Below are 18,432 nucleotides of genomic sequence, written 5' to 3'. Positions count from 1 at the left end.
AATAAATGGCTGAGGACAAACCCGACAAGGAAAGTCAGACCGAAGAACCGACCGAGCACAAAATAAGCAAGGCCGAAGAAAAAGGTAATCTTCCTTTTTCCCGGGAATTGCCCACTTTTGCCGGCCTTGTCGGCTATAGCATGATTGCCATTTTTATCGCTTTTCCTGCAATGTCCAAGCTTTCGAATTTCCTCGTACAATGGATTGAGCGGCCCGAAAGCTGGCGTCTCAATGGGGCCGAAGACGTTAAACATTTACTGCTTTTGGTGGGAGGCCATGTCGGACTTGCTCTCGTCCCGATACTTGTGATCATTCCCGTTATCGGCATTGCAGCCTCGATGGTGCAGAATACACCGCGCATTGTTGGCGAAAGAATTCGACCACAATTTTCCCGCATTTCTCCGGCTGCCGGATTCAGCCGTATTTTTGGCAAATCCGGTTTTGTCGAATTTTTAAAATCGTTGGCAAAGCTGATAGGTGTGAGCCTCATAGTCTATCTGTCATTTTTCAAAGGCAATACGGTCTTTACGGACGCTTTAGGAACCGTTGCCTCGGCTTTGCCGGAATATATACGTTCGGAAGTTGCCCGACTTTTAATCTCTTTTTCTGTAGCTGTTGTCGCAATTGCCGCGTTTGACTTTGCTTGGTCACGGTTCAATTGGCGGCGTCAATTGCGTATGACAAAACAGGAACTGAAAGATGAACAAAAAGAAATCGAAGGTAACCCGATGGTCAAAGCGCGTATGCGTTCACTCGCACGCGATCGTATTCGTCGACAAATGATGGCGAATGTTCCAAAAGCCACAGTTATCGTTGCCAACCCGACCCATTTTTCCGTTGCGCTACGCTATAAGCCACCGGTTGATTTCGCTCCTGTGGTTGTCGCCAAGGGACAGGATATTCTGGCTTTGCGCATCAGGGAGATTGCTGTCGAACACGACATACCCGTTATTGAAAACATACCGCTTGCCCGCGCCCTTTATAAACAGGTTGAAGTCAATCAGGTTATACCGCAAGAGTTTTATCAAGCCGTAGCGGAATTGATCCGCTATATTAACAGTCAGAAAATACATTAAACAAACTAATGCAGCCCTTATCTTTTATAGTTGTTGTGAAATAAAATGAATCAAGATGACGTACACGAAATGCGCGAAATGATGATCGCAAAACAAGTCGCGCGAATTATTCCCGAACTGAAACTGGTCGATCCGGCCGATTTTATCGTTTTTATCCATGACGAACATTTTGCCAATATCAGCGACATCATCGACGCTGCAACAGAACTTCATTTCTATCCACATACAGTGCGCTTTGCCAATGGTGGCAATTATCAACTTGATTGGAATACTCCGCCGACGATTACGCTGGACATGGAATTTTCAAATGATGGTGTAACAGCATATTTCCACATTATTATGTCGCCCGAAGGCTTCGGCATAGAGCTTGACAATGTTGTCTTCGAAAACCCGCAGGATGATGAAGCCGATACAAGACAGTTGATCGATGCTTTGAACAATGCACGGCTGAGAAAATCTGCAAACAAATAAGTCTAATTTTTTTACGTGACTAAAAGGCGCCGTTCATGCCCTTTTAGTCTCCCTCTATCAAAAATGACTTATGCTAACATAGCAAATAACATCACGTTCACATTTCCGCCGTCCGCAATTGCCAATTGCGGGCTTGCTTTTTCGTTCCAGATTTTTCGGATTCCCATTCCATTTTTAATGTCATTTATTGTCGAATATTGATGCTGTCTACAAACTTCTATGATAAACCGAGTACCTTCTTTGCGATTGCTTTTGTCAGCCGGCTAACAGAATAAAAAATATTAACAAGAGAAAAGAACGTAAAAGAGATCAGAGATTGGTTGTCGCATTGATGAGAAACCAATCAAAGTGCCAAAAGAATATTGATGAGATTGAATACCGATGCATTGCAATCGGATTTCAGTTTTCTTTGCTAGTTAATCAGACTAATGGCATTACTATTAATGCCCTTATATTTCATTTTTTTGAAATGTTAACGCCCTCTCCACTCATTCATTTCGAACGGAGTGAAAAAAATAATTGGCATCACAAAAAATTGGATATATCGGGAAAATACTGCTAAAATCGGGTATGTCCATATGAATTTTTATATCAATAAAATATCTCTTTATAATATTCCTATTCAATATTAATTTCTATATTAACCAATATTTTTATGAATTAAAAATTCATTTAACCAAGTTTATTGAATATAATATATACGTTTTTAAAATTTGTTTTTACAAAAATATAAACTATACGATACAATTATTTTTTATTTTACTTTATTCATATCTCTAACCTGATCGGCAGGTATATAATTGAACTGTTCGACCATGAGATCTTTAATAACAGGTTCCGGAAAGCGTTGATTGACGCCGTCAATAATTTTTTGTTTCACATCCTCGAATTTTATACGTTCTATTTGTTTTGTATCCGAATAGGAACCGAAAAAAGCATTGAAGACTTCGTCATTCACAAATAGCCCCAAAGGAACAGTCAACTTATTTTTGACTTTTGAATCAACTGTATAAACAAGTTGCGCGATAATATATCCGTTTACTTTGCCATCGGCCAGTATAGGGACACTCATAACGTCTGTGCGGTCATAGTCGATGGTAGGAGCTGTATCTTCTGTTGCTGCCACGGCTTTAGGTTCTGACCCTATCTTGATAGCCAGCATCAATGAGCCCAAAGCGATAATGCAAACCCATAAGCCAATGGCAACGGTTTTTATCATTTGTACTGCCCGCTATTGACTGTGAAAGGATCGTAAGTCCCGTCTGTTTCCTGTTCGCGCGCCGCTTCCTGCATCATTTGCGAAAGTTCAGTCACAGCTTCGAGGTGAATTTTCAATAATTCACTGTTCCGCTCGAGTTTCTTTTTCAAACCACCCAGCAATGTCTCTACTTTACTTTCCACCACATTATCGAAATAACGGGCAACATCTGCCATGGACTGGTTCAAATCACGCAAACCGCGAGCTTTACGGGCATTAATGTCGTTATAGTCCGGATTTTGATGCTTTTCGAGTGCATCTGTTTCATAATCGACAACCTCTTCAAGAGAGTTGACAACGGCTGCAAACCTCGCCAAAGCGACATCCCGCGCGGCGGGATCATCAATGTGCACTTTCGCCGGAACCACGGCCGGATTCTGTTCACCCGATTGCTCAGCTAAAGACATGTGAAACTCCTTTGATCGAGCATGTTATCATAAATTGTTATAAAACGTTTAAGTATTTTTAGTCATTTGTTTACGCACGAAGTTAATATCGTGGTTGTGAACAATATTATCGACTGTGGCTTGTGTATTTTGGTCGGAGCGGGCAAGTTGACCAAAAGCAGCTCCCATTTCCTGATTGCCAACTTCCGGAACTTTACCTTGCTTGATCTCTTCATCGCGAGCGAGCATTTTCGCAACGCCAATTCCACCGCGGTCAGCCACTTCCTTGGCCATTGATTCAGCCATCATGGATTTCCAATATTCCCCGGCTTGTCCCTTACCAAAAACCGACGGTGTATCTGTCGTAAACATATTCTGGATAAAGGATTGCAACATAAAAGCTTCAAACTTTTTGTATGCCTCGGTATGATCGGCATTTGCCGATTTTTCTTTTATCTTTACCTGATTGACAGATTGGCCGGATTGGGAAACCGGACTTGTGCTATCATTCGTTCTTGCCAACTCGGAAAAACCGCCGTCCGCTATTTGCTGATTTGCAGCACGCACCGCACTTTGCGCGTTACGCAACTTTTCGACCGAAGCTCTATATTCGAGAGGATCAGCCGCTCTTGACACATCAAGTACCAAGTCTGAAGGTGGTTGAATGGCCATTATTTGTCCTCTTATAGCATATGCCCGATAAATCAGGCACCTCAATTGCCGGGAAACCCGTCCCTTCCTTAAAAATGATCAGGACCGTTTTTCCTCATGATTTACTATATTGAACAAAGCTTATCCCAAACTGGTGTCTTTGACGATTTTTGCCGCAACATATTCTTCAAGCATTTTGGCCATTTCTTTGCGCTCTTCTGCTTCTTCGGCAGCTTTACGTTTCTCGTCGATTACGTCGCACCGGCGCGACGACTGCAACAGTGTTTTTCTTTGTTGGGCAATGAGATTATCAAGAATGGCTTCTTTTCGTGCATTTTTATCAAGGCGTTTGGCAACCATCATCGGATCGAACAAACTGGAAGCAGAGCCATTTTCCATGAGAGAAAACAGAAATTTGTCTTCATCGGATAACGCCGAACGTTGGTTCTGTGTCCCCTCGAGTTCGGCTTCATCACGTGCCTTCACCAGTTTTTGTGCTTTTAATAATCTTGCATATCGTTGGCTTGATGTTGGCATCAGGGCCCCCTGTTCAACCATGAAGCATATTCTGCCCCGAAAAATGTTAATATTTCCGGCAATAGATAATAAATAAGCAAAAGACCACCGAACATAACAAATGGCATGGAAATAAAATAAACCGGAATTGTCGGCGTCAGTTTATTGATCAGCCCGACAGCGATATTGACCAATATGGAATAGATAATGAACGGCGAAGCAATACGCAATGTTGTCAGAAATGTTTGTGATAATGCATCCTGAAAATCGATTAAAGCCGATTGCGGTTCCGGCGTTAACGAAGGCGGGATAATTTGATAGGATGTCATCAACCCGCGAATGACAACCATATGAAGATCGGCCGCAAAAAACAACATCAACGCACCGATTGTGATCATATTGGCAACCTGTGTTTCGGGCATGGATTCAATCACACTCGTACCCGGTTGTCCGGAATAGCCGATCGACATGCCAATAATATTGGCCATAAATTGCAAAGCCCACATATAGGCCTGAGCAATAACGCCGAATGTAGCGCCTATGAGCGATTCACTGATTATGCCGCTCAGCAAAGTTGCCAAAGTCGGATTTTGCGCAATGTTTGTAAAATTGGAACCTGAAAGCGGTACCATGATCAAGGAAAAGGCGATGGCTAAAAACAATCTGAAATTCATCGGAATACGGGCACTCGATATGCCCGGCATCAACATCAGACATGCCCCCACACGCGCAAAGATCAACATGGCGACAATCACCAGCTGATCAATGGGCAAAAGTGCAAAGGACATGTCCTATTCCTTTTAATCGGAGATCGTCCCCAAAGTCTTGACTTCGACACCGCGGGCAATTTCCGCGTGCGAAAGAACTGGCAGGGTCGCAAACAACCGTTCAATAATCATGCGAACATAAGGACGGGCTTCCGGCGAAGTGATAAGAACAAATCTTTCGCCCTTCTCCATATGTTTGCGAATAGCATTTGTAGCCTCTGTACCAAATTTTTCAAGTTCTCTCGGGTCGATATCGAATTCGACAATTTCGCCTTTTGAATCCCGTTTCAAGGCCTGATGGAAAACCAGATCCCAATGACTGCCGAGACGTAAAACATTCAATACACCATTATCTGACAGATCGCCACAAATCTGTTGCGACATACGCATCCGGACATGTTCGACAATCAGTTCGGCACGACGAACATGAGGAGCAATTTCGGCAATCGCTTCAAGTATCTGGTCAAGGTTACAAATCGAAACACGTTCAGCCAACAATAATTTCAAAACCGATTGTAAACCGGAATAAGAAAGATGTGCAGGACAAATTTCTTCAAGGAGTTTGCGGTATTCCGGTCCCAGACGTTCAAGAAGAATGCGCATATCTTTATAAGATAATAATTGTGCAAGATTATTCCGTAATACTTCACTCAAATGGGTGAGCAAGACCGAAAGATTATCAACAGCCATATATCCTTCGCGTGCAAGTTCGGAACGGAAAGTTTCAGACGTTGCAAAAGCACGCATTCCGAAAGCCGGTTCACGGACTTCCTCACCGGGAAGATTCGGTGCCGGTTTTTCGCCAAGCATAACCAACACATCGCCAATGCGCATTTCATAGGAAGCAACAACTGTCCCGTGTAATTTGATCTGATAGGATTTCGGCGGTGTTTTATAGTCGTCGGTCACTTCGATTTCAGGAATAACAAAACCGAAATCGGTTGCAAATTTCCGACGCATTTTGGCAACGCGGTTGGCAAGCTCTGTCTGGTGAGGCAAAAGACGGGTTGCCAATTGTTTACCCAAAGTAAGTTCAATTGCCGGTTTTTCAAGAGAAGCTTTGACAGACTGGCTTTCCTCTTTTTCAGCGATTGCATCGGCTTGAGCCTTCAAAGCTTGTTCTTCTTCAGCCTGACGTTGTAGGCGCCGCGGTATCGAAAAGCCGATTCCGGCAAGAAGTGCTGCAATGGTCAAAAATGGAAAAGCAGGTAAACCCGGCATCAAGCCCAAAACAGCAAGCAGCACTGAAGCCACAAACAAGGCCTTCGGATAACCACCCAACTGGCCAAAAACCGCTTTTTCTGTTGACCCTCGTGTTCCTCCCTTGGAAACCAGCAAACCGGCAGCAAGAGAAACGATAAGAGCAGGAATCTGGGTTACCAGACCATCACCAACCGAAAGCTTGGTAAAAACATCGGCAGCCTGTGAAATATCCATGCCATGACGGGTAACGCCAATGACAATGCCACCAAAAATATTGACTGCCGTAATGATAAGACCGGCAACGGCATCACCACGAACGAATTTGGAAGCACCATCCATAGAACCGAAGAAGGAACTTTCTTCCTCCAGCTCGCGACGGCGAACCTGAGCCTGCTTCTCATCTATCAAACCGGAAGAAAGATCGGCGTCAATTGCCATCTGTTTACCTGGAATAGCATCCAAAGTGAAACGTGCACCGACTTCAGCAATACGTGTTGCACCTTTGGTGATAACCAGAAAATTTACAATAATCAGAATTGCGAAAACAACGAGACCGATGACAAAGTCGCCGCCCATCACGAATTGTGAAAAACCATGAATAACGTGGCCGGCAGCCGTGTAGCCTTCATCACCGTGGGTAAGAATAACACGTGTTGTTGCAATATTGAGAGACAAACGCAGCATAGTTGCAATCAGCAACACAGTCGGAAAGGCCGAAAAATCGAGAGGGCGTTGAATCCATAACGCCACCATCAAAATCAAAACCGAAAAAGCTATCGAAAATGACAGCCCCATATCCAGCACGAATGAAGGAACAGGCAAGAACAAAACGGTCAATATAATGACAATACCGGCAGCGAAACCAATATCACTACCGGAAAACTTACTGCTTTTGCCAATCGCGTTTACGGCACTTTGCTGCACGTTGATCTCCTTAACGCAAAAAAAGCGTGACAATGTGATCACAATTGTCGTGGCTTTTTACTCTTGCCACAAAAATAGAAAACGAAGCTTGCGCGAAGGTGGTGGTCAAAAATTTTGTCTTGCTCACGAAATTTTACAAATTAGTAACCAACGAGGCCTAAAAGTGATAGAAAAAAGGCAATTGTCCTAGATAAAGTTAAAGGCAGTTCCCCAAAAACTGCCGGAAATATCGGAAAAAACCGGAAAATAAAAAAATTTTTGGGAACTTTATGCAATTGCCCGAATTGTAACACATTGTTATATTACGTGTTGTAATGTATCGTGATAGACAGAAATATTCGAGGTGAAGTTATGGCTGATATGATGAAAATCGCAGTATTCTATTCCATGATGATTGTTAGCACGAATGTTGCAATCGCTTTTGCAGTAATGGGTTTGAACTGAGATTACAATTTTTTGCGTGCGTGAATGATATGTGCGCTATAGTATTTCGCATGCGGCCAATTCGGGCCGATGCTTGACGAGTTGCGACGGGAGATGGATTAGATGATCCATTCTTTGCCGCAATAAATCTCGAAGTCGTTTTCTCTCGTGCGACCAATTAAAGTCATATTACATTTTTGACCTATTCGAATGGCTTCGGCCGTTGCTGCCGATACAGCAACCAGTGTAGAAACGCCCAAAACTGCAGCTTTTTGTACCATTTCAACTGACAGGCGGCTGGTTACCACAACAAAACCGGAACTGACATCCTTGCGATTTAAAAACAGATGACCGCAAAGTTTATCCAGCGCATTGTGCCTGCCAACATCTTCACGAATTGCAATTATCCCTTTATTTTTTTCATAAAAAGCGGCGGCATGAACGGCTCTTGTTGCATTGTTCAGAATCTGTTTTCCGCAAATTTCACGTGCTGCGTTAAAAATTTCATCCCGATCAAAATGGATATCTGTCCGTTTTACCTTGTCTATTTCACGCATTGCCGCGTCAATTGATTCGATGCCGCAAAGACCGCAACCGACAGGGCCTGCCATAGAACGGCGGCGTTTGCGAAACGCATCACGCCGGTCAACGCGTAAAGCGATTTGTACATCTATTCCGCGCGATAGTGGGACAATATCGATATTTTCAATCTCATCCGGATCATTAATGAATTCTTCGGTCCGACTGAAGCCATAGGCAAAGTCTCTAAGATCATCGGGGGACGCCATCAAAACGGCTTGCGTTGTACCATCGTAAGAAAGCGCAATCGGCACTTCTTCGGCAACAGTCTTCTCGATCTGTTGTCTTTTCCCGTCGCTTGCTGAAACGACCTCCGCATCAACAAGCATTGTATCACTGAATTTTGAATCCGTCTTTTCTTCGACAGAACATGCCTTTTTCAAAATAGTCATTTAACCGTCATTCATTTCGAATAAAATTGCTTGACCCGCCATATAACGCCATTCTGTTCAGACTTATCGGTCATATTCATCTATTACCAAAACCGTGGGGCCGCTTTCAATTTTGATGTTTTATAAGTTGGAGATGTGCTTGCCAAGGTTCCGGCAACAGAATATTTTCATGAACACGTGACAATGAATATATTTTAGAGAGTGAATTTCTGATGGACTTGACCGAAATTGATGATGGCGTTTTCGTCTGTGGGCAGATTACGGAAGACTTTGTTGACGAACTTGCCAAAGCCGGCTTCAAGACAATCATTTGTAACCGCCCCGATAATGAACAGCAAAATCAGCCAACTTTTGCCTCTATTGAAAAAGTTGCCAAAGCTCATGGCCTCACAAGCTATTACATTCCCGTGACACCCCCGAATATAGAACAGAAAAGCATTGCCTCTATGAGAGACGCTTTAAAGACATGCGAATATCCGGTTCTTGCTTATTGTAAATCCGGACACCGGGCTCAAACACTTTATCACCTCGCAAAGGACTGAGCCTGCTTCTCCCCCTCATGTTTTTCGGCTTTTCCGACATTTTGGAAATCATCAATCCAACGATAACTGGCGGTGGAATAATACTAACAATAGCATAATTCCTGCGATAGCATATATTTCAGCGCCTGAAACCGATTGGCCTGACCTCATGAGAAAAGCAAAGCATTACGCTTCTTTATTGTAATGTGTGTCGCGATAAAGACTAATCCGATGGGCAACATCGCAAATAGCGCCAAAGATAGTCATCACGATACCAAAGGCCAGCAATAAAGTGGAAATATTGACAAGAGAGTCCACCACTTTGACGCGCGTCATTGTTATTGCGAGCGATACAGCACCTGCAATCGTCAATATGGACGAGATGTCAAAAAATCTTGCCCATTCGCTATCTGATAGTGACTTCCACAAAGAAAAACCTAAAGAAATATTAACAATAATCACCAATAACGCGGCATTCATCAGTTGATAAGGTTGCCATTCAATTAAAGTATTTATATTATCCATTTTTCACTCCCCAATGTCTAATTAATATATGGGGATTAAATCGGTCAATATAAAGGCTTGTAAAAAAATCACCGTTCACATTTCATGAAAAATTGTATTAATTTTGATATGATGTAATTATGAAAAATAATTCAATATAATATTAAAATTATCTGAAACTACTATCTTTTATAATAGTAGCTTCATGTTTTATTATATTAATGCAATATCTTCTCGACCCATTTTCCAAATGATTGCACTATAGTTGAAAAGAACTTGGCTGCATCATCATTGGCCGGTTTCCCGTCATCGGTGACCAAATCCTGAATTCTCCCGATATAGGCTTCAGGCTGTTGCATCGTCGGAACGTCATTGAACACCAAAGCCTGTCGCAATTGATGGTTGGCACCAAATCCGCCCAATGCACCTTGGGAAATGGAAACAACTGCACCGGGCTTGCCATTCCAGACGCCTTTACCATAAGGACGAGAAGCAACATCAATTGCATTTTTCAATACTCCGGGAATAGCCCGATTATATTCCGGCGTTATAAAAATAACCGCATCAACTTTCTTCAGCGCGTTTCTGAAATTTTGCCAGGCAGCCGGAGGAGTCTCTGTTTCCAGATCTTCATTATAAAGTGGCAAATCACCTATTTCGATAAAATCGAGAGACAAATTTTCCGGTGCAAGAGCAATAAATGCCTTGCCCAGCTTCCGGCTATAAGATTCTTTGCGCAAACTGCCAATCAATATGGCTACTTTGAATTGTTTGGTCATTTTTTCCTCTATCATTTTTTAGGTGTTCTGCACTCTCTAATTAAATAGGCTTTTTTTATCATGTTTCAAAACGAAGATCGTTCGACAGACTGTCATCATTTTATTGACAATAAAATTTATTGTTTTTTAACCATGAATCTGAAAAGCGCTTCCCGACCTTAATTTTAATTTCGATAAAGCTTCCTTTTGGGGCACTATGAAAGACACTACCAGAGTCTGTTGAAAGGTGAAGCACAATGCTCAAACACAGTTCGGATGCATTGCAACTGTCGACTTACACAAGAAGGTCGCATTTCGTTTATAGCGTATTCGAATATTTTCTGGTTATTATAGTTACACTGGCAGCAACCGTTGTCATCTCTGCCATTTGTGTTGACGAATTTTCCAAATTGATTGAAATGAACGGCAATAGCCCGTTGATAAACACTGCAGTTGATAACCGGTAACACTGCTTTTCAAGCGTTTGTGCCAAAACGCTGGCAATAAACTTTCACATAAAGCATTGCTCTGCGTTTGCAGCTTTATCTATCTTTAACCCGCTTTTTCAGCGCAATGTAAAATCAAAACGATAAGACGCCGAAATACCCATGGTAAACTGGTTCTTGTCCCCACGTTGGAAAACGAGAGATGAATCACCGGCATCGCCAGTTAACCGCTTATATTCGCCAAACACACTGGTTGTAATTTTGTTTGTGGCTTTCCAGGTAATTGCACCACCGGCACCAAAGGACCCCCAGCCACTATCGGGATGAAATTCTTTCAACCCCGAACGAAGAGATTCTTCTGCATCAACTCCGTAATAGGTTTTGAAATAGTCTTGTGTCGCGTAAAAAGCGCGCGGCCCGCCGGAAACCTGTACAGAAGGTGTCAAATTTTTATAGGCGTCAACAGCAATGTCGGACGTAACACCATTATGACTGCGTATACCTTTACGCACTTCTGCTCTCGCCCGCAGCCAATCGAGCGGATAGATTTCGGCAAAACCGCCGACCTCGCCACCCCATTTCACCCGGTTCAACCCCTTGAGATCGCCTGACGTGTCACTGTCACGCTCTTGCAAAATTTTTCCCACAACACCAAGACGAATAAGGCTCTTTTCCAACAAAGCAAAAGACATATTATCGTTGCGCGAAGAGAAACGATCGTCACCACCCCTTTTGCCTATGGAAAAAATCGGGTCAACAGCGATGTCGTAGGTGTCATCTCCTTCGAATTTTGGTGCTTCATAAACCGATGCGCCAAGGGTTAGCGACCAGTTTCCGCTGTAGAAATGTTTTTTGGCCGGTGCTGTCGAACGATAATTTTGGTCGTCGACCGCACGTTGTCCAGCCGAAACATTGGTAACTTTTCCCGTCTGGTAATCGTATAGCTCTTCTGCATTTGCCTGAAAACATGAAATCGTCATCAAGCCGGTCATGCCTGCGAAAACTACTTTCAATATATTATCCGACACCTATACACTCCAGACGCTTTGACAAAGCAGCTGATTAAACACTGCCAAACACCAACTCTTTGCAAACTGGCCAATCATAAATATTCAATCAACATTTTAAGAATGTCTTAAAACTTTATTTTCTCAGAAATGTTGTTGGCCTATCGTTACCGATTGGTAAATGTAAAATTTCTGTCCAATGCCGACAGCGGTGAAGCCGCCGTAAGTGCTGCTTTGGCTTCTTCTTTATCTTTATTCATTTGGGCAATCAATGGTTGTAAACCGTCAAATTTCTTTTCTCCACGCAAATATGAATAAAAGGAAACAGATGCCGTTTCATCATATAAATTGCCATCAAATGAAAACAGAAAGCTTTCAAGCAATGGCACACCATCGCCTTCTACTGTCGGCCGTTTCCCGAAACTTGCGACCCCGTCATAAAGTGTTCCGTCACTCCGGCGAAAGCGGATTGCATAGATTCCGAAAGCAAGACCTGTTTCTTCGGGAAGCGCCATATTGGCAGTCGGAAAACCTAATGTCCGACCGAGCTTTGCTCCATGAATAACTTTCGCGCAAACAGTATAGTGGTAGCCGAGGAGGCCTGCTGCTTCCTCCACTTTTCCGTCAGCCAATAGTGCACGAATGCGGCTTGAAGAAATGACTTGACCGTTTTCGTCACAAAAAGGCGGAACTTTAACAACAGCAAAGCCCAGTTTTTTTCCACAATCGGCAAGATAATCAGGCGTACCGACACGCTTGCTTCCGAAATGGAAATCGCTTCCGGTAACCACTGCCGAAGCATGAAAATTTTCGCATAAAATATGTTTGACAAATTCTTCGGCAGTAAGGTGAGCAAATTTTGCATCAAAGTGTTGTTCGACAACACCATCAAATCCCATCAATTCCAATATTCTGGCTTTTTCTGCTGCCGGTGTGAGCCGATCAACCGGCTTTTCCGGCTTGAAAAAGCTTTTGGGATGCGGTTCGAATGTATAAACAATTGCCGGACGGCCGGTTCGTTTGCCAATATTGAGAGCCTTTTCCAAAACTGCCTGATGACCCCTATGGACACCATCAAAATTACCGATCGCTACAACCGAATTCTTATAACTTTCCGGTAATGCAGCGAGATTTTTCAACCGCAAAAATTTATTGGTCATTTAAGCGTCCACATAGTGGCAATGGGCTGACTGCCATATTTGTTTAAAAATTCGGTCAGAAATGAACGGTTGATGTCGCCATCTTTCGCATATTCATTCTGATGGATGCCACCAGAGATATAAAGCGTATCAAGTCCGTATTGTTGTCCGCCTTTCATGTCGGTCAATATGCCGTCACCAATCGCGAGAATTCGGTCTTTGGCTATTCTGCCTTTTCGTTCGGCGAGTTTGTCCATAGCCAAATCATAAATCGGGCGATGCGGCTTGCCGGCAATCAATGTGCGCCCGCCCAATTGTTCATAAGCGCGCGCAAGTGCACCAGCACACCATAATATCTTGTCGCCGTGATGAACCGTAATGTCGGGATTGGCACATATAAAAGGCAAATTCTTCGATCTTAATCTGAGCAAAAGATCATGATAATCATCCGGCTCTTCATGCTCGTCGTCGAAAAGTCCCGTACAGACGATTGATGTCGCCTCGAATTCTTCAACAAGCTCGACGTCAAGCCCGTCAAACAAGGCAAGGTCACGCTCTGGCCCGATATGGAAAACTTTCCTCGGTGCTTCCTTGATGAGGTGACGTGTCGCATCACCGGAAGTAACAATGTCATCATAAACATCGGAGCCGATTTTCAAGGAAGCCAACTGCTTCGCCACACCGTCATGCGGACGGGGCGAATTGGTGAGCAATATGACCGATTTTCCGGATTGTCTGACTTTGATCAAAGCTGCAACAGCTTCTTTAAAAGCGTGAACGCCATTATGAATAACACCCCACACATCACAAAAAACAGCATCATAACGGTCGATTATTTCCTGTAAATTTTCAGGTTCTTCCATCTTGCTACCATACCCTATTAGAAACTCGCCATCTGTCGGAATTTCAGACCTTCGCAGAAATATTGCCTAGACACCTAACGCAAGACGCGGATGATGTCATCCTCTTTCTCGTTTGCTTACAAATATAGGCTATTCCAACATATCCAAATATAGTCTAGATTCGTTTCCAGTTACAAAAATGTCTCTGCAACAGATTGGTCAATAATGAGCGCTTCAACTAAAAATCTTGTTCTGATTGAAGAAAAAGATCTTCGTCAAAAAATGGAAGAACTCATCGAAAACGAAGAGGGTGCGGATATAGGTTTGAAAATCAAACCGAAAATTGTTTCACTTTTAAAGGCGACTATTGCTGATGGACAAAAAGAAGCGGAAATTATTCTTCAACAAAACGGTAAAGGGCGTCAATGCGCCCGCCGGTTAAGTTTGCTCATCGATACCGTCATCACAACACTTTATAATTTTGTTATCGAAAGAGTTTATCCCCTTCCCAACCCTTCAAGCGGTGAACGCATTGCTCTTGTCGCAGTTGGTGGTTATGGACGCGGAACCTTGGCACCGCATTCCGATATAGATCTTCATTTTTTGCTGCCATGGAAACAGACACCATGGGGCGAACAGGTGATGGAATATATTCTCTATATGCTATGGGATGTTGGCCTTAAAGTCGGCCATGCAACAAGAAATATCGACGATTCAATCCGCATGGCAAAAGAGGATATGACCGCGAGAACCGCCCTCCTTGAAGCGCGTTTTCTGATCGGTAATCGGGGGATTTTCACCGAATTGATGCGCCGCTTCGAAGACGAAGTTGTCAAAGGAACTTCTCCGGCTTTTATTCGGGCAAAACTTCTGGAACGCGACCTTCGTCACAAAAAAGCCGGTGAAACACGTTATCTGGTCGAACCGAATGTTAAAGAAAGCAAAGGCGGTCAGCGCGATTTACAAACCCTGATGTGGATTGCCAAATACCATTATCGTATCACCTCGACCGACAAACTTGTAACACTTGGCGTGTTATCCAAAGCCGAGCTTCGTATTTTCAAAAAAGCTGACGATTTTTTATGGGCCGTTCGTTGTCATATGCATTTTCTAACCGGCAAGGCACAGGAGCGGTTGTCTTTTGATATCCAGCGCGATATTGCCCATCGTCTGGGCTATACCGCCCACCCCGGAATGGAAGATGTCGAACGCTTTATGAAGCATTATTTTCTTGTTGCCAAACAGGTTGGTGATTTGACGCGAATTGTTTCAGCGGCACTCGAAGAAGAATATGCAAAACCGGTTCCGGGATTAAATCGGGTGTTTTTGACATTTTCGCGCCGCAAGAAAAAAATTGCCGATTATCCGGGTTTTGTTGTTGACACAAAACGCATCAATATCGATGATGATGATGTTTTTATCCGCGATCCGGTCAATCTTATCCGCCTTTTTTATTTATCCGATATTCACGGGCTGGAATGCCATCCCCATGCTGTGCAGGAAGCCTCCCGTTCGCTCGGGCTCATCACCCAGAAAGTGCGTGACGACAAAGAAGCAAACCGGCTTTTTATTGCCATTCTGACCTCGCCCCGCAACCCGTCACTCATCTTGCGGCGAATGAATGAATCCGGCGTTTTGGGTAAATTCATCCCCGATTTCGGCAAGATTGTCGCGATGATGCAATTCAACATGTATCATCATTATACCGTTGACGAACATTTGTTGCGCTGTATCGCCTATCTTAGCGAGATCGATCATGGCGAAGTTTATCAGGATCATCCACTTGCTTCGGCAATTGTGCCAACGTTCAAAAAAGAGCGGACGATTCTTTTTGTTGCTTTATTTTTACACGACATTGCCAAAGGAAGGCCGGAAGACCATTCGACTGCGGGCGCAAAAATTGCCCGCAAGCTTTGCCCGCGTTTCGGACTGTCGCGAGCTGATACAGAGCTTGTTGCATGGCTCATCAAAGAACATCTCACCATGAGTATGGTTGCCCAGTCACGTGATCTCAATGACCGAAAAACAATCGAAGACTTTGCCAATATTGTTCAGACAACCGACAGGCTCAAATTACTGCTGGTTTTGACCATATGTGATATCAAAGCTGTTGGTCCCGGTGTATGGAATGGCTGGAAAGGGCAATTGTTACGCACACTTTATCACGAGACTGAAATTGTTCTGACCGGAGGTTTTTCACAAGTTCCAAGGACCGACCGCATCAACGCCTCGAAAGAACGCCTTTATAATGCACTTGAAAATTGGAGCGAAGCTGAAAAACAACATTATATCGGCTTACAATATCCCAACTACTGGTTAACGGTTTCACCGGAAGATCAGGTCCGGCAAGCCAATTTTATCCGCGATGCCGATAAACGCAACGCCCCGCTTGCAACAATGTCGGACCCGCACCGTTTTGCCGGTGTCACAGAGCTTACAATTCTTGCGCCCGATCATCCGCGGGTTCTCTCCATTGTTACCGGTGCATGCGCTGCTGCTGGCGGCAATATTGTCGACGCCCAAATTTTTACCACCACAGATGGCCGCGCTCTTGATATCATTCTGATCACCCGCGAATTCGAGCTTGATGATGATGAAACAAGGCGGGCAAAACGTGTCGGTAAAATGATAGAAGATGCCTTGAAGGGAACCATCCGCCTGCCGGAAGTGATTGCACAACGCGCCAAACCGCGCCGTGCAGCCAAGGCCTTTGACGTTACACCAAGTGTGGAGATCAATAATACGCTGTCGGACAAATTCAGTGTCATAGAAATCGAAGGTCTCGACAGACCAGGGCTACTTTTTGAAATTACAAAAACGCTATCCGATCTTTCGCTTGACATTGCTTCTGCACATATTACGACCTTCGGAGAAAAGGTTATCGACAATTTTTATGTCAATGATCTTTTCCGTCATCAAATTATCAACCCGCAAAAACAGGCTGCTATACGCCGCAAATTACTGGCTCTTATTGCTGCTGAACAAATGGAAAATATAAAAAGAACATGAGCCTCATCAAACAATTCGCGACCGTTGCATCCGGCACGTTGATGAGTCGTCTGTTCGGCTTTGTCAGAGAAATGCTTATGGCAGCGGCTGTTGGCACAGGGCCTGTGGCCGACGCGTTCAACGCGGCCTTCCGTTTCCCCAACACATTCCGGCGCCTCTTTGCAGAAGGTGCATTCAATTCTGCCTTTGTGCCCTTGTTTGCCAAGCAGATAGAAGAAGACGGTGTCGACAGTGCACGGCGTTTTTCCGAAGAAGTTTTCGGTGTGCTGTTTTCGATATTATTGATCCTCACCATCATCATGGAGTTATCCATGCCTTTTCTGGTGCGCTATGTCATCGCACCGGGCTTTACCGATGATGCAACAAAATTCAATGCAACCGTCCGTTTTGCGGTGATCATGTTTCCCTATCTTGCCTGCATGTCACTGGCGGCAATGATGGGCGGAATGCTCAATTCTCTTCACCGCTATTTTGCTGCGGCAATCGCACCGGTTTTTCTCAATATTATTCTGATCGGCGTTCTCTTTTACGCATGGGTCTATAAGCTTGACCCCTGGCATGTCGGTATTGATCTTTCATGGGGCGTTATGGCCTCCGGTATTGTGCAACTTATTATTGTGTGGATTGCTGTTGCCAATGCCGGTATGAAAATCGGTTTTCGCCTCCCGAAATTCACCGAAAATGTTCGCCGCCTCCTCTGGCTTGCATTACCGGCAGCGATTACCGGCGGCATCACACAGATTAACCTCCTCATCAATACCAATATTGCTTCTGCACAATCGGGCGCTGTCTCCTCGCTTGTTTATGCCGACCGGCTTTATCAACTTCCATTGGGTGTTGTCGGCATTGCCGTTGCCACAGTACTTTTACCCGAACTTTCCCGTGCACTCAGAAGTGGCAATCTGAAAGAAGCCGATAACTTGCAAAACCGGTCTGTCGAATTCACTCTGCTTTTGACCTTACCTGCTGCTGCCGCTTTTTTGGTTATGGCAGAACCGATTGTGCGCCTATTGTTCGAACGCGGGCATTTTTCTTCCCAATCAACGACAATTGTTGCGGGAATTTTAGGCATATATGGCTTGGGTCTTCCGGCTTTTGTATTGATAAAAGCATTCATTCCGGGTTTCTTCGCCCGTGAAGACACCAAAACACCAATGATTTTTGCCGGAATTTCGGTGGTCGTTAATATTTCGCTTGCATTAACTCTGTTTCCGGTCTTATCGGCCCGTGGAATAGCCATAGCCGAAATATCGGCCGGCTGGGTCAATGCCGTTTTACTGTTCATCACTCTTGTCAGAAGGCGCCAATGGGGACGCGATAAAGTTCTTTTAAAGCGTATTCCAAGAATATTGCTCGCGACATTAGTCATGGCAATCGCCCTCCATTATGCTGTCGGCTATCTTGATTATCCGCTGTCGGCAAAGGCTCCGTTAGCTTATCGTGCAAGCGGCGTACTTGCTCTGGTATTTGGAGCCATAATAGTCTATTTCGGTTCTGCATTTCTTTTCGGTGCAACAAATATATCGTTGATCAAAAGAGGGTTGCTGCGCAAGCGGTAAA

Annotated in this window: 17 protein-coding genes and 1 pseudogene; 6 read left to right on the top strand and 12 right to left on the bottom strand. The window is 44.1% G+C overall.

Translation table 11 applies throughout. The features are described 5' to 3' along the window. Positions 1 to 5 precede the first annotated feature (5 nt). Both flhB and H3S82_RS03810 read left to right on the top strand, forming a co-directional pair. Positions 6 to 1,076 carry a flagellar biosynthesis protein FlhB gene (gene flhB / locus H3S82_RS03815; RefSeq protein WP_198225218.1) on the top strand — a complete coding sequence of 357 codons (1,071 nt, stop codon included), beginning with the start codon at positions 6 to 8 and terminating at the stop codon, positions 1,074 to 1,076. 45 nt (positions 1,077 to 1,121) lie between these two features. Continuing rightward, the gene (locus H3S82_RS03810) at positions 1,122 to 1,547 is read left to right on the top strand and encodes a hypothetical protein (RefSeq protein ID WP_077970491.1); all 426 of its coding nucleotides are present in this window, start codon (positions 1,122 to 1,124) and stop codon (positions 1,545 to 1,547) included. Positions 1,548 to 2,301: 754 nt separating this feature from the next. On the opposite strand, the gene H3S82_RS03805 is transcribed toward H3S82_RS03810, so the two are convergent. From H3S82_RS03805 to fdhD, 7 genes and pseudogenes are all read right to left on the bottom strand, one after another. Continuing rightward, complete coding sequence (locus H3S82_RS03805) at positions 2,302 to 2,766, bottom strand: hypothetical protein (RefSeq protein ID WP_198225219.1); 465 nt, start codon at positions 2,764 to 2,766, stop codon at positions 2,302 to 2,304. After that, entirely contained in the window at positions 2,763 to 3,212 is a 450-nt protein-coding gene (locus tag H3S82_RS03800; protein WP_077970485.1) for a flagellar protein FlgN, read from the bottom strand. The genes H3S82_RS03805 and H3S82_RS03800 overlap by 4 nt, the downstream gene beginning before the upstream one ends. A 227-nt stretch (positions 3,213 to 3,439) precedes the next feature. Next, a pseudogene (locus tag H3S82_RS03795) lies at positions 3,440 to 3,863 on the bottom strand (rod-binding protein); the annotation flags it as partial. A gap of 120 nt (positions 3,864 to 3,983) precedes the next feature. Further along, positions 3,984 to 4,379, bottom strand: a complete 396-nt coding sequence (locus H3S82_RS03790; protein WP_149867406.1) for a hypothetical protein — start codon at positions 4,377 to 4,379, stop codon at positions 3,984 to 3,986. Next, entirely contained in the window at positions 4,379 to 5,146 is a 768-nt protein-coding gene (fliR, locus tag H3S82_RS03785; protein WP_077970479.1) for a flagellar biosynthesis protein FliR, read from the bottom strand. Before fliR ends, H3S82_RS03790 begins: the two co-directional genes overlap by 1 nt. A 12-nt stretch (positions 5,147 to 5,158) precedes the next feature. After that, entirely contained in the window at positions 5,159 to 7,252 is a 2,094-nt protein-coding gene (gene flhA, locus H3S82_RS03780; RefSeq protein WP_077970477.1) for a flagellar biosynthesis protein FlhA, read from the bottom strand. Between the two features lie 542 nt (positions 7,253 to 7,794). After that, positions 7,795 to 8,646 (bottom strand): formate dehydrogenase accessory sulfurtransferase FdhD, encoded by an 852-nt coding sequence (fdhD, locus tag H3S82_RS03775; protein WP_198232556.1) that lies wholly within the window; start codon positions 8,644 to 8,646, stop codon positions 7,795 to 7,797. Positions 8,647 to 8,858: 212 nt separating this feature from the next. Here fdhD and H3S82_RS03770 point away from each other — a divergent pair, with 212 nt between their 5' ends. Beyond that, positions 8,859 to 9,188, top strand: a complete 330-nt coding sequence (locus H3S82_RS03770; RefSeq protein WP_198232557.1) for a TIGR01244 family sulfur transferase — start codon at positions 8,859 to 8,861, stop codon at positions 9,186 to 9,188. Positions 9,189 to 9,353: 165 nt separating this feature from the next. Here H3S82_RS03770 and H3S82_RS03765 read toward each other — a convergent pair whose 3' ends face one another. Continuing rightward, a complete protein-coding gene (locus H3S82_RS03765; RefSeq protein WP_198232558.1) occupies positions 9,354 to 9,692 on the bottom strand; it encodes a hypothetical protein in 339 nt (112 codons plus the stop codon). Between the two features lie 197 nt (positions 9,693 to 9,889). Then, positions 9,890 to 10,450 (bottom strand): NADPH-dependent FMN reductase, encoded by a 561-nt coding sequence (locus tag H3S82_RS03760; protein WP_077970471.1) that lies wholly within the window; start codon positions 10,448 to 10,450, stop codon positions 9,890 to 9,892. Positions 10,451 to 10,686: 236 nt separating this feature from the next. Between H3S82_RS03760 and H3S82_RS03755 the strand changes: the two genes are divergently transcribed. Continuing rightward, positions 10,687 to 10,896, top strand: coding sequence for a hypothetical protein (locus tag H3S82_RS03755; protein ID WP_077970470.1), 210 nt, complete (start codon positions 10,687 to 10,689; stop codon positions 10,894 to 10,896). A gap of 98 nt (positions 10,897 to 10,994) precedes the next feature. Here the strand turns inward: H3S82_RS03755 and H3S82_RS03750 are convergent, their stop codons facing one another. The 3 genes from H3S82_RS03750 to H3S82_RS03740 form a co-directional block, all read right to left on the bottom strand. After that, a complete protein-coding gene (locus H3S82_RS03750; RefSeq protein ID WP_246788727.1) occupies positions 10,995 to 11,888 on the bottom strand; it encodes a MipA/OmpV family protein in 894 nt (297 codons plus the stop codon). Between the two features lie 161 nt (positions 11,889 to 12,049). Further along, entirely contained in the window at positions 12,050 to 13,042 is a 993-nt protein-coding gene (locus H3S82_RS03745) for a bifunctional riboflavin kinase/FAD synthetase (RefSeq protein WP_198232559.1), read from the bottom strand. Then, positions 13,039 to 13,884 carry a TIGR01459 family HAD-type hydrolase gene (locus H3S82_RS03740; RefSeq protein WP_198232560.1) on the bottom strand — a complete coding sequence of 282 codons (846 nt, stop codon included), beginning with the start codon at positions 13,882 to 13,884 and terminating at the stop codon, positions 13,039 to 13,041. Before H3S82_RS03740 ends, H3S82_RS03745 begins: the two co-directional genes overlap by 4 nt. 204 nt (positions 13,885 to 14,088) lie before the next feature. Between H3S82_RS03740 and H3S82_RS03735 the strand changes: the two genes are divergently transcribed. Together H3S82_RS03735 and murJ are read left to right on the top strand one after the other, a co-directional pair. Beyond that, positions 14,089 to 16,872 carry a [protein-PII] uridylyltransferase gene (locus H3S82_RS03735; RefSeq protein WP_198232561.1) on the top strand — a complete coding sequence of 928 codons (2,784 nt, stop codon included), beginning with the start codon at positions 14,089 to 14,091 and terminating at the stop codon, positions 16,870 to 16,872. Beyond that, entirely contained in the window at positions 16,869 to 18,431 is a 1,563-nt protein-coding gene (gene murJ, locus H3S82_RS03730; protein ID WP_198225225.1) for a murein biosynthesis integral membrane protein MurJ, read from the top strand. Before H3S82_RS03735 ends, murJ begins: the two co-directional genes overlap by 4 nt. The last annotated feature ends 1 nt before the right edge of the window (position 18,432 follow it).

This window comes from Bartonella sp. M0192 (genome assembly GCF_016102305.1).
Classification (GTDB): domain Bacteria; phylum Pseudomonadota; class Alphaproteobacteria; order Rhizobiales; family Rhizobiaceae; genus Bartonella; species Bartonella apihabitans.
The sequence above is the reverse complement of the archived record's forward strand: the minus strand, read 5'-3'. Positions and strand labels throughout refer to the sequence as shown.

Coding starts and splice junctions, on each gene's coding strand:
- H3S82_RS03765 (WP_198232558.1), bottom strand. CDS start 9,692: ATGGATAATATAAATACTTTAATTGAATGGCAACCTTATCAACTGATG.
- H3S82_RS03740 (WP_198232560.1), bottom strand. CDS start 13,884: ATGGAAGAACCTGAAAATTTACAGGAAATAATCGACCGTTATGATGCT.
- H3S82_RS03735 (WP_198232561.1), top strand. CDS start 14,089: ATGAGCGCTTCAACTAAAAATCTTGTTCTGATTGAAGAAAAAGATCTT.
- H3S82_RS03800 (WP_077970485.1), bottom strand. CDS start 3,212: ATGTCTTTAGCTGAGCAATCGGGTGAACAGAATCCGGCCGTGGTTCCG.
- H3S82_RS03805 (WP_198225219.1), bottom strand. CDS start 2,766: ATGATAAAAACCGTTGCCATTGGCTTATGGGTTTGCATTATCGCTTTG.
- H3S82_RS03760 (WP_077970471.1), bottom strand. CDS start 10,450: ATGACCAAACAATTCAAAGTAGCCATATTGATTGGCAGTTTGCGCAAA.
- fdhD (WP_198232556.1), bottom strand. CDS start 8,646: ATGACTATTTTGAAAAAGGCATGTTCTGTCGAAGAAAAGACGGATTCA.
- H3S82_RS03770 (WP_198232557.1), top strand. CDS start 8,859: ATGGACTTGACCGAAATTGATGATGGCGTTTTCGTCTGTGGGCAGATT.
- H3S82_RS03745 (WP_198232559.1), bottom strand. CDS start 13,042: ATGACCAATAAATTTTTGCGGTTGAAAAATCTCGCTGCATTACCGGAA.
- H3S82_RS03755 (WP_077970470.1), top strand. CDS start 10,687: ATGCTCAAACACAGTTCGGATGCATTGCAACTGTCGACTTACACAAGA.
- flhB (WP_198225218.1), top strand. CDS start 6: ATGGCTGAGGACAAACCCGACAAGGAAAGTCAGACCGAAGAACCGACC.
- murJ (WP_198225225.1), top strand. CDS start 16,869: ATGAGCCTCATCAAACAATTCGCGACCGTTGCATCCGGCACGTTGATG.
- fliR (WP_077970479.1), bottom strand. CDS start 5,146: ATGTCCTTTGCACTTTTGCCCATTGATCAGCTGGTGATTGTCGCCATG.
- H3S82_RS03790 (WP_149867406.1), bottom strand. CDS start 4,379: ATGCCAACATCAAGCCAACGATATGCAAGATTATTAAAAGCACAAAAA.
- H3S82_RS03810 (WP_077970491.1), top strand. CDS start 1,122: ATGAATCAAGATGACGTACACGAAATGCGCGAAATGATGATCGCAAAA.